The sequence below is a fragment of the Sphingopyxis sp. RIFCSPHIGHO2_12_FULL_65_19 genome (genome assembly GCF_001830555.1).
GTDB lineage: Bacteria > Pseudomonadota > Alphaproteobacteria > Sphingomonadales > Sphingomonadaceae > Sphingopyxis.
In genome coordinates, this window is the sequence record NZ_MIAM01000030.1 from 34,823 (window position 1) to 44,441 (window position 9,619).

The following is a 9,619-nucleotide window of genomic DNA, read 5'->3' on the forward strand; positions in this document are numbered from 1 at the left end:
TGTTATCGCTCCACGCGCGCGCGTCTGTGACCGTCTTGGCCAATTCACGACCCTAAGCGACCCTTGCGACCCTGACCGGACGCAAACCCCAAAAGGAGCGAAAAACCTCTTGAGCGGCCCCGCACGCCTCGCGCGCGCGAGCGATCGCGGCGATCTGGCACGACCCGCTGATTTATATTCAGCGGCACGGCACGGCAAGAGTGGCGGAAATCTGTGCATTTCGCGGGATTCTCTATGCCCGATCGTCGGTGAGGCATGGGAAAGTAAGTTGTGCGGCGGATTTGGCGACGGCGGTAACGGTGTGCGGGAGCCGTTGGCAGATGTTGCCGCATGGCAAAGAAACCCGCCCTCACCAAAGCCGCAGCCAAGCGCGAGCAGGACAAGGCGCGCGCCAAGCAGCGGTTCCTCAATGTCCTGCGCGTTTCGTGCAATGTCGCGGGCGCCTGTCGATCCGCGAAGATCGGTCGCCGCACCGCCTATGACTGGCGCGCAGCAGACGAGGAATTCGCACTGGCGTGGAAAGACGCCGAGGAAGAGGCCGCCGACGCCCTCGAGCAGGTGGCGTGGAAGCGCGCGACCGAAGGCCAGAGCGATCGGCTTATGGAGATACTTCTCAAGGGCCATCGCCCCGAACGCTACGTCGAAAAATTCAAAGGCGAACTGACCGGTGCAATCACAATCAAAATCGAGGGCGCCGCAGCCGACCTTTGAGCTGACTGAAAAGCAGGCTGAGCTTGTCGGGGCTGCGACCAGCAGCGCCCGCCATATCCTCGCTTATGGCGGCTCGCGTTCAGGCAAGACCTTCGGCTTCTGCTTTTGCATTGCCAACCGCGGGCTTATGGCGCCGGGCAGTCGCCACCTGATTGCCCGTCACCACAACATCGACGTGCGCCAGTCGATCATGCTCGACACCTGGCCCAAGATGATGCGCATGGCGTTCCCCGGCGTGCCGTATGAGGTCAACAAGTCCGATCAGTATATCGTGATGCCCAATGGCGCCGAGATATGGTTTGGCGGCCTCGACGACAAAGAGCGCGTCGACAAGATTCTCGGCAAGGAATTTGCCACCGCCTATGTCAACGAGGCTTCGCAGGTTGCTTATGAGACCATCACGACGCTGCGCACCCGCCTGTCGCAAGCCTGCCTCAAGGCCGACGGTCGGCCGCTTGCCCTCAAGGCCTATTACGACCTCAACCCGGTCGGCCGCGGGCATTGGACATACAAGGAATTCGTCGAGGGCGTGCGGCCGGAGAACGGTATGCCGATCGAGGCGGGGAGCAGGGCGTTCGTCGTGCTCAACCCGACCGACAACCCCTATCTGCCCGCCGAGTATCTCGCCGAACTCGACGGCCTTCCCGACAAGCAGCGCCAGCGATTCCGCGACGGCAAATATCTCAGCGAAGTGCCGGGCGCACTATGGTCATCGTCCGACCGAATTGCCGACGACGGGCAAAATATGCCCGGTATCGATAGCCTGCGTCGTGGCGCGCCCCCTGCGTTGAAACGCGTCGTCATCGGCGTGGACCCGTCGGGCTCCGATGGCACCGGCGGTGACTGTCAGGGCATTGTCGTCGTCGGGCTGGGCAATGACGGGCACGGCTACGTGCTCGCCGATCGGTCGTGCCGCCTGTCGCCCGATGGCTGGGCGCGCATGGTGGCCCGCGCTGCCGAAGAATTCGGGGCCGATCGCGTCGTGGCCGAGCGTAACTATGGCGGGGCCATGGTCGAGGCCGTGCTGCGCAGCGCCGCCCGTAAACTGCCCGTCCGCATGGTCACGGCCTCGCGAGGCAAGGTGCTGCGCGCCGAGCCGATCGCGGCGCTGTATGAGCAGGGCAAAGTCCATCACGTCGGCACGTTCTCCGAACTCGAAGAACAGATGACGATGACGACAACGACCGGTTATCGGGGCTCAGGATCGCCGGATCGGCTCGACGCGCTTGTGTGGGCGTTGACCGAGACCATGGCCGTGAAGCAGCCGTATAATTTGGCAGCCCTCATTGGGGAGGGTGATTGCCTTTGACGGCGGTAAGGATGCGCCACCGGCTGCGCAATTCCTCGCCGCATGGCCTCCGCATCGAAACTCGCTTACGCTGACCACTGGCGCCAGATCGAGGCCAACCTGCCACCCGAGGAACGATCGCGAACAAAGGACCGCCGCGGGCGCCTTCGCCCTTATCGGCTATGCCCCGCCGACTTTCGCGAGACCTATATCCTGATCGGCTGGGAACATATCTGCGATCACTATCACGCCCATTGGTCGACGGTGGCGCGGTGGATCGACGAGACGGGCAGATCGCAGCTCAGGGCCGACCGCGCGGCCTATGTGCGCGAGCATGGCCTGACCATGTTGCACCCGGTGAAATAGCCGCCTCGTTCCTGAGCAGGGAACCGCAAAGTCGGTCAGATCGGCGCAAGCGATGGCGCTGTGGAAAGCAAAGCCTCGCGGTGGCCCCTGAAACGGCCCCCAAATGTCGGCGCCTATGGGGTGAAAGACACCATCTGATAATCTGGTAAGACCGCGTTAGCGTTGGTCACCATCGCGCCCTCTTGTTTGAGCACCAGCCAGATTTGACCATCCTGCTCGATGACATTCGTCGAGACCGTCAGGCCGGGAATTGCAAATTGGGGCTCGTGGAACCAGTCGGCGGTGGCTTGGGCTATAACCGGGCTCTCAAACGGCCTGCGCTGGATCAATATTCCCATTTGCTCCCCTCCCTGAAATTCAGTCGCGGACGAAGCCATAGCACAACTCTAACGGCGGTAAATCATCCCCGGCGCGGTGGCATTGTTTCACCAACTGGCAAGCCTGCCAGCCGCGTCCGCCTCCGCCTAGCTGAGGCCAAGGAGCTCAGGCATCATGCAGATGACCTTTCACGATCGCGCACCGCTCGAAAAGGTGCGCCGCTTGGCAGATGGCCGCATCGCCGCCGTCGCCAAATTCGCCCGAAGCGGTGTCCAGCAATATACCGGCGCCGAATTGGGCCGCCCCGATCTCGCGACCGTCAACGTCTATCGGCCCGAAAGCGAAGTTTTCGACGAGGCCGCGATGGCGAGTTTCGCGCACAAGGCCATCACGCTCGGCCATCCCGCCGGTGGGGTCACGATCGACAACTGGAAACAGCACGGCGTCGGCTGGACCGAGGGCAAGGTTGCCCGCGATGGCGATTATGTCGAAATCCCTTTGATGCTCGCCGATGCTGCGGCGATCCGTGCCTATGACAGCGGCGAGGCCCGCGAACTCAGCGGCGGCTATGCCTGCGAACTCGTTTGGGGTGACGGCATCGCGCCGGATGGAACGCCGTTTCAGGCAACCCAGCGCAAGATTCGCGGCGACCATATCGCCCAGGTTCCCAAGGGCCGCGCAGGGGAAAAAGCCCGCATCGGAGACAGCGCAATGACGAACGACATCGACCAAATCAACCTTGAGGTCGCGCAGATGCGCGCATCGCACACCCGAAAATTCGCTTTCATGGGCGACCGCGCGCCGCCGTTCAATGAGGACAGTGCGCGCCTGATTGCTGCCAGCAAGGTGCAAAATTACAACGCGCAGGTTGCCGATGCTGCCCGCGAATATGCCCTCACCGGCGTGGCTGCAATGCCTGCCACCGGTTTGACCGCTGACGCGGCGCAGCGCGGCAATGACACCAATGCCGCGATGCGCAACCTCGCGCGCTCCAACGCCTACAGCTGAGGAATTCGACATGGCTAAAACTCTCAACGAGCGCCTCACCAGCGCGCGGTCGACGGATCGCGTCAACATCACTGACCTCGAAGCCCTGATTGCCGAGGCCACCGCCGAGCGCGACCGGCAGACCGGCGCCGCCGAGCATCACGCCGCCGAGGCGGTCAACCTGGCGCTGAGCGACGATGACCGCGAGGAAGCCGACCGGCTGGCGCAACATTGTCGGCGCACCGCCAAGGCCTACACGACGGCGATCGACGAATTGCAGGCGAAGCTCGAAGCCAAGCGCAATTCGGAGCATCGAAGGGCGCAAGAGGAAGCAAAGGCGGCGCTTATCGCCAGCCGTGACGAACTCGCGGCCCGCCTCGCCGAACGCATCCCCGCCATTTTCGACGAACTCACCGGCCTGCTCGCCGAGATCGAGGAAATGGACGCGCGGGGCGGGACGACATTGGAAAGCGCCGAGGCGATCGCCCGCGGTGTCCCCGCGAACTTTTATATCGGCCCTTCGCCTGTGACGCGGCTGGTCAATATGAAGATCCCGGAATTTGGCGGGCACGGCCTTGCATGGCCCCCTAACAAGCTCGCGGCGGGATTTGTGCGTATGGAGGAAGCCTCGCGCCGACAATGGGCTGCCTATCAGGAATCCAAGGCCACCGAGCATGGCCGATGGAAACGCTACATGGTCGTGGGACCGACGAACGGCTCGCGGACCATGATTGAGACGCGGCGCGGCTATACGCCCATGGGCAAAGGCGATGTGCGGGAAGCCGTGATGACCGTCGAGGGCGTCAAGGATGCCCAGGCGAACGGCTGCACCGTGACGCCCCTCAAAGACAATGAGGTCGTCGGCCTGCCGTCGGATCGGGTCATCGTCGCATGACATTGCAGTCGTCCCTTTTTGCGGGCGGACGCACGGCTGACGATGCGTCTTTTCATGGGGGCGTGTCGTCGGTCGACCAAGGCGAGGGGGCAGGACTCCTTGGCTGTCCCCTCGTCAACCCTATCGGTGCTACCCCTGCGCCGGTCACCGGGCGGGCCGGCCCCCCTCAAATCCTCGAAGCCCGCCCGGTGCCATCCATCGCCGAAACGCACCTTGGAAAACTGCCATGCTGAGCTTTCACGGCCTGATCTGGGTCACGCGCGGCGAGGAAAAGCCGCTCGCGGGCAAGTGGCGCGCCAAGGGCAAGAAATACCGCACCGGCGCCTACACGCTCGCCATCCTGCGCGGCGAGCATCCCGACGAGCCGGAAATGGCCGTGTTCGATCATCTGACGATCGAGCGCATCGCCGATGGAGCCGAAATCACCCTCGCGCTCACCGCCGAGCAAATCGCCGCCGCTCAGGGTCCGGCGCGGCCCGAAATCGAGCATCTCGTCTATCGCCTTCGCCACCACGGCGCCGAAGTCTATTCCGGCCTGTTCTCGGTCCATCCGCGTTCGAGCCAAGTCGAGGCGCCGCGCAAGTTGGGAGACGGGTAATTTCCAAAGTCCTCAAAATCGTCGGTGCAATTGCGTCGGTCGTCGCGATGATCCCCGGCCCTTGGCAGCTTCCCGCCGCAGCAATCGCGGTGGGCGCTGGTATCGGCTCAACCCTGCTGGCGAAACGTCCCAAGGCGCCGAAAATGCCGGTTGGGTCGGTTGAACGCCTGAACGTCTCGATAGACCCCCGAACGCCACGCAAAGCCGTTTTCGGCGTCACCGCGGGCCGGACCTCGATCCGATGACCGCCATGAATGCCTTTGCCCGCGAAGGCGGCGCCTATCTGATCGCCGATACCGCCGGTTATCACAGCGACGGCACTGTCCTGGGCTTTGCCGAAAAGGTCGTCACCGACGCCCGCCTCGCGATGATGATCGGCATTTGCGGGCGCGCCGCTCGCGAGGTTGAGGACCGCATAGAGGCATGGCTTGCCGACCAGCCCGACCAAACTACCGCCTTCGCGCGATTGTCCGCCTTCCTATGCCAGCTCGTCGACGAGGCCGAAGAAGAGGACGACGGCGAGGCTGGCGACCTGCCCGACGGCATCCGCCTCACCCTCGCATGGTGGGATGCAGACGCGCAGGAAGGGCGCTGCGGAATCATGGCGTCGACGCCCGACTTGGCGGGCGGTGCCGAGACCTTCGCGCTGCGGCCCGTCCGGACCCTGTTCATGCCCGCGCTGGAAGGCTCAGACCTTTGGCCCGGCCATTCGTTCGACCCGGAAGCCGACGCGCTGGCCCTCGCGGAACATCAACGCCGCTGCGACCACGGTGATGGCCGCGCGCGGGTCGGTGGGCAGATGATCCTCTATCGCGTGGCGGCCGACGGCATCACGTCGCGCGAATTGAGCCGGTGGGCCGACCTGATCGGCCGTCCGATCATGGTGATGACGTGATGGGCGGCTGGTCCGGCCGCGGATCGCTCGAAAAGCGGTTGAAGGCGATCACATCGCCGCGAGCGAAGAGGCTTTTGGGCGCTGCGCTGCGCGAGGCTGGCGAGACGATCGCCGTGCACGCTCAACATCTCATCACGTCCGGCTCATCCAGCGGGCAATCCGGCGGCAAGCACCAGCACGTCGTCAGCGCCCCGAACACCCCGCCCAATAACGAATTCGGTGACTTGGCAGAGGGGATCGAGGTTTTGCAGCCGTCCGACGAGGAAGTCGTCGTCCAGGCCAACGCGGCGCATAGTGCCCCTCTCGAATGGGGCACAAGCAAAATGGAGGCGCGCCCGTATTTTCGGCCCGCGCGCGACGCGAAGAAGAAAGAGGCCCGCAAGAAATTCGCGGAGGCCGTTGATCACATCGTAAGAGGAGGCGCAGGTTAATGCCCGAAGTTGATCCCCTGGTGCTGCGCTTGATAGCAGACACCCGAGCCGCGCGGGAAGAGATGCGCCGATTCCAGCGCGAATCCGGTCAGGGGCTGGACCGCGTTGGCCGTGACGTGACGCGCCTCGAAAACCAGATCAGGCGATCATCGGGCGCGATCGGGGCGAGCCTCCGAGGCCTTGCCGCTACATTCGCAACGCTGTTCACCGGACGCGAACTTGTCGCGGCGATCGACAGCTTCACCCGGTTGCAAAATAGCCTCAAGGTCGCGGGGCTTGAGGGTGAGAAATTGCAGCGCGTGCAAAGCCAGCTGCTCGATTTGTCGTCGCGTTATGGCGTCGGCATCGAAGGCCTTGCGAACCTCTATGGCAAGGCCGCCGACGCGGGCCGCAGTTTCGGAGCCAGTGAAGGCGAAATTCTCCAGCTTACCGAAGCGACCAGCCAGGCGCTTAAGATCACCGGAACCAGCGCAGCGCAAGCGCAGGGCGCCATTCTGGGCCTCTCCCAAGCCCTCGCATCCGGCACCGTCCGCGCCGAAGAATATTCGCAAATCAACGAAGGCGGCTTGCGTCCGCTGCTCCAAGCGGCGGCCGGGGCCGAGCGGTTCGGTGGCGATATCAACAAATTGCGGGCCGCGATGCTGGACGGCAAAGTTACCTCGCAGGAATTCTTCGCGGGCATCATCGCCGGGAGCGCCGAACTGGACGCGAAAGCCGCGAAAGCCACGCTCACCCTCGCCGGTGCCTTTGAGGCACTCAGCAGCCGCTTCACCGTGTATATCGGGCAGAGCGCGGAAGCGAACGGCGCAACGGCTGCGCTGGCTGGCGCAATGCAGTTGCTCGCCGAGAATCTGGATATCATCATCCCGGCGCTCGCCACGATCGCAGCCGTCATGGGCGGAACCATGGTCGCGAACGCCATCGCGGGCTCGCGGGCATTCTTTGCCCTCACGGCGGCCATGGGCGGTGCTGCTACAGCGGCCGAAGCGGCGACTTTTGCCTTCGGCGGGCTCGGTGCTGCCCTGGCTGGCCCCGTCGGCGTCGCGGCGGCGATAACGGCGGTGGGCGCGGGCCTGATCTATCTCGCGTCGCAATCCGAGAATACCGGCTTGTCGATCGATGACCTGCGGGAGGCCAATGAGCAAAACGCCGCCGAACTCGACGGCATGATCTCGAAGCTGAAGGCCGCGGGCGTGCAGACGGACGAGCTTGCGGCCGCGGCGGCTCGGGCGAAGGGCTCGGTTGATGACCTTTCGGATTCCTATCGGAACGCCCTGATCGAGGCCCGCAAATTCAACAAGGAAACCGCTGGCGGAAAGATCCAGCAATACAATGACGATATCAGGGCATCGCAGGATCGTCAGGCCGTTCTCACCGAATATATTCGTGCGCAGCGGGCCGCCAACCCGGGTGCGATCCGCGAGGGCCGAAAATCTCCGCAACTCGTCCAAGCCGAACAGAAACTGGCGGGCGAACGCCAGTTTGAGGCGGGACTGCGGGTCCGCGTCGACGTTCAGGCGGCGGCATTTCAGGCGGGCGTTGACCTTGACGGCGGGGGCAAGCGCACCGCCACCGCGACCGGCGACAAACCGAAAGGCACCCGCACCTCCCGCACCCGAGCCGCCGAAGATCCGCTCGACGCGCAGTTTCGCAACGAACAGGAACTGCGCCAGCTTCAGCTCGAAGAACTGCGCGCCAAGGAACAGGTCGCCACGTCTGCCAAGGAGAGGGCATCGTTTGCCCGCGATGCCCTCGACCTCGAAGCGACCATGCGCCGCAAGGATATCGATGAGGCTCAGCGCAAGGGGCAACTGCTCGAAGGCGAAGCGAACGCTCGCCGCAAGATTATCGACAACCTCTATGGCGCCGCCGACGAAATCACGGTGCAGGGCCGCGAGACCGCCTATCAGCTTGCCATCTCGCGGGAGGAGCAGGAACGGCTTGCCCGCCAGCAAAACGACGCCATGCGCGACGAACTGGATGCGCTCGGCGCCGAAGCTGGTATCACCGACGTCCGGAAAAACCGCGTCGCGATTGAACGCCGAATGCTGGAAATTCAGCAGCAAATCGAACGGTCGTTGCTCGACGAAGCGATAGCCCGCGGCGACGTGCTAGACGCGGCTCAGGCTCGCGGCGCGCTGGCCCGCAAGCAAACCGCCGAGCGGATTGACTTCGATCGCGGCCAGGCGGGGGCGCTCGGGCAGTATATTGATGATCTGCGAAAGCAGGGCCTTAACCTGGACGATCAATTCGAGGGCATCGCCGCGAACGGCCTGCGCTCACTCAATGACGGGCTCGCAGATGCCATCGCGAACAGCAAAAACCTGGGCGACGTTTTCAAGAATGTCGCGCAATCGATCATCGCGGACCTCATCCGCATCGCAATCCAACAGACCATCGTAAATGCGCTTATGAATGTCGCGGGAAGCATCTTCGGCGGCGGCTTCACCGGCGACGGCGCGCCGGGCAATGCAGGCGGGATGGACCTGCGAGGCTTCCGCGCGGGCGGTGGGCCTGTCGCGGCCGGGAGCCTCTATCGCATCAATGAGACTGCTACCCCCGGCAATCCCGAATATTTCCGGCCTTGGACGAATGGCGAGGTCATCCCGCTTGGGCAGGTGAACAAAATGGCGGCGCGCGGCGGGGCGCAGGGTAACGGCATCGCAACGGTGCGTGTCGAACTGAGCGGCGATCTCGACGCGCGTATCGTCAATGTCTCTGGCCCCGTCGCAGTCGAGGTCGTAAGCCAAGCGGCCCGCCCGCTTATCGACGCGGCGGCGAACGAGACCATGCGGCGCGCCAATCGACCGCGGATGCCGGGAGCAGGACGCTAAACAGGGACAATGGATATGATAATTTCACACACCAGTGACGAATTTGCCGCCACATCGCGCGCGTTCGCGATCTTGGTCGGCGCGCTCCACGCAAAAGGAATTATCGACGGGCGAGCCATCGCCGGGTGCATTCGTATCGGCGCAGTCGAAACGGGCGGCGTTGTAGCGGATCTCATGGGGATCATGGCTACCGGCGTGACGAATACCGTTGAGAGGTGGGAGAAGGATGGGCCGGTCAAACTGGCCGTCGTGGACGGTGAGAGGGATTGAGCGCATCCGCCGTCTGCGATAGCCAT

Annotated in this window: 11 protein-coding genes; 10 read left to right on the forward strand and 1 reads right to left on the reverse strand. The window is 63.9% G+C overall.

What is annotated here, in order from left to right:
- The first annotated feature begins 330 nt into the window (after positions 1-330).
- Genes A3E77_RS09705 through A3E77_RS09715 form a run of 3 tightly spaced genes read left to right on the forward strand, consistent with a single transcriptional unit; the run spans position 331 to position 2,365 of the window.
- On the forward strand, positions 331-711 hold the full coding sequence (locus A3E77_RS09705) for a hypothetical protein (protein WP_293645374.1): 381 nt from the start codon (positions 331-333) through the stop codon (positions 709-711).
- Positions 668-2,020 carry a phage terminase large subunit gene (locus A3E77_RS09710; protein WP_458574434.1) on the forward strand — a complete coding sequence of 451 codons (1,353 nt, stop codon included), beginning with the start codon at positions 668-670 and terminating at the stop codon, positions 2,018-2,020. The genes A3E77_RS09705 and A3E77_RS09710 overlap by 44 nt, the downstream gene beginning before the upstream one ends.
- A 42-nt stretch (positions 2,021-2,062) precedes the next feature.
- Positions 2,063-2,365: a hypothetical protein gene (locus tag A3E77_RS09715; protein ID WP_293645376.1), complete on the forward strand. Its 303-nt coding sequence runs from the start codon at positions 2,063-2,065 to the stop codon at positions 2,363-2,365.
- A gap of 113 nt (positions 2,366-2,478) precedes the next feature.
- On the opposite strand, the gene A3E77_RS09720 is transcribed toward A3E77_RS09715, so the two are convergent.
- Positions 2,479-2,703 (reverse strand): hypothetical protein, encoded by a 225-nt coding sequence (locus A3E77_RS09720; RefSeq protein WP_293645378.1) that lies wholly within the window; start codon positions 2,701-2,703, stop codon positions 2,479-2,481.
- Between the two features lie 154 nt (positions 2,704-2,857).
- Between A3E77_RS09720 and A3E77_RS09725 the strand changes: the two genes are divergently transcribed.
- From A3E77_RS09725 to A3E77_RS09755, 7 genes are all read left to right on the forward strand, one after another.
- Positions 2,858-3,691 (forward strand): DUF2213 domain-containing protein, encoded by an 834-nt coding sequence (locus A3E77_RS09725; RefSeq protein ID WP_293645380.1) that lies wholly within the window; start codon positions 2,858-2,860, stop codon positions 3,689-3,691.
- A gap of 10 nt (positions 3,692-3,701) precedes the next feature.
- On the forward strand, positions 3,702-4,565 hold the full coding sequence (locus A3E77_RS09730; protein WP_293645382.1) for a hypothetical protein: 864 nt from the start codon (positions 3,702-3,704) through the stop codon (positions 4,563-4,565).
- Between the two features lie 226 nt (positions 4,566-4,791).
- The gene (locus A3E77_RS09735; protein ID WP_293645384.1) at positions 4,792-5,163 is read left to right on the forward strand and encodes a hypothetical protein; all 372 of its coding nucleotides are present in this window, start codon (positions 4,792-4,794) and stop codon (positions 5,161-5,163) included.
- Positions 5,164-5,404: 241 nt separating this feature from the next.
- Positions 5,405-6,058: a hypothetical protein gene (locus A3E77_RS09740; RefSeq protein ID WP_293645386.1), complete on the forward strand. Its 654-nt coding sequence runs from the start codon at positions 5,405-5,407 to the stop codon at positions 6,056-6,058.
- Positions 6,058-6,489: an HK97-gp10 family putative phage morphogenesis protein gene (locus A3E77_RS09745; protein WP_293645388.1), complete on the forward strand. Its 432-nt coding sequence runs from the start codon at positions 6,058-6,060 to the stop codon at positions 6,487-6,489. The genes A3E77_RS09740 and A3E77_RS09745 overlap by 1 nt, the downstream gene beginning before the upstream one ends.
- Positions 6,490-6,551: 62 nt before the next feature.
- Positions 6,552-9,323, forward strand: a complete 2,772-nt coding sequence (locus tag A3E77_RS09750; protein ID WP_293645390.1) for a tape measure protein — start codon at positions 6,552-6,554, stop codon at positions 9,321-9,323.
- A gap of 15 nt (positions 9,324-9,338) precedes the next feature.
- A complete protein-coding gene (locus A3E77_RS09755) occupies positions 9,339-9,593 on the forward strand; it encodes a hypothetical protein (RefSeq protein WP_293645392.1) in 255 nt (84 codons plus the stop codon).
- Positions 9,594-9,619 lie beyond the last annotated feature (26 nt).

What these genes read in the sequence shown, in the direction of transcription:
- A3E77_RS09705 (WP_293645374.1), top strand. Translation starts at nt 331, where the DNA reads ATGGCAAAGAAACCCGCCCTCACCAAAGCCGCAGCCAAGCGCGAGCAG.
- A3E77_RS09715 (WP_293645376.1), top strand. Translation starts at nt 2,063, where the DNA reads ATGGCCTCCGCATCGAAACTCGCTTACGCTGACCACTGGCGCCAGATC.
- A3E77_RS09720 (WP_293645378.1), bottom strand. Translation starts at nt 2,703, where the DNA reads ATGGGAATATTGATCCAGCGCAGGCCGTTTGAGAGCCCGGTTATAGCC.
- A3E77_RS09725 (WP_293645380.1), top strand. Translation starts at nt 2,858, where the DNA reads ATGCAGATGACCTTTCACGATCGCGCACCGCTCGAAAAGGTGCGCCGC.
- A3E77_RS09730 (WP_293645382.1), top strand. Translation starts at nt 3,702, where the DNA reads ATGGCTAAAACTCTCAACGAGCGCCTCACCAGCGCGCGGTCGACGGAT.
- A3E77_RS09735 (WP_293645384.1), top strand. Translation starts at nt 4,792, where the DNA reads ATGCTGAGCTTTCACGGCCTGATCTGGGTCACGCGCGGCGAGGAAAAG.
- A3E77_RS09740 (WP_293645386.1), top strand. Translation starts at nt 5,405, where the DNA reads ATGACCGCCATGAATGCCTTTGCCCGCGAAGGCGGCGCCTATCTGATC.
- A3E77_RS09745 (WP_293645388.1), top strand. Translation starts at nt 6,058, where the DNA reads ATGGGCGGCTGGTCCGGCCGCGGATCGCTCGAAAAGCGGTTGAAGGCG.
- A3E77_RS09750 (WP_293645390.1), top strand. Translation starts at nt 6,552, where the DNA reads ATGCGCCGATTCCAGCGCGAATCCGGTCAGGGGCTGGACCGCGTTGGC.
- A3E77_RS09755 (WP_293645392.1), top strand. Translation starts at nt 9,339, where the DNA reads ATGATAATTTCACACACCAGTGACGAATTTGCCGCCACATCGCGCGCG.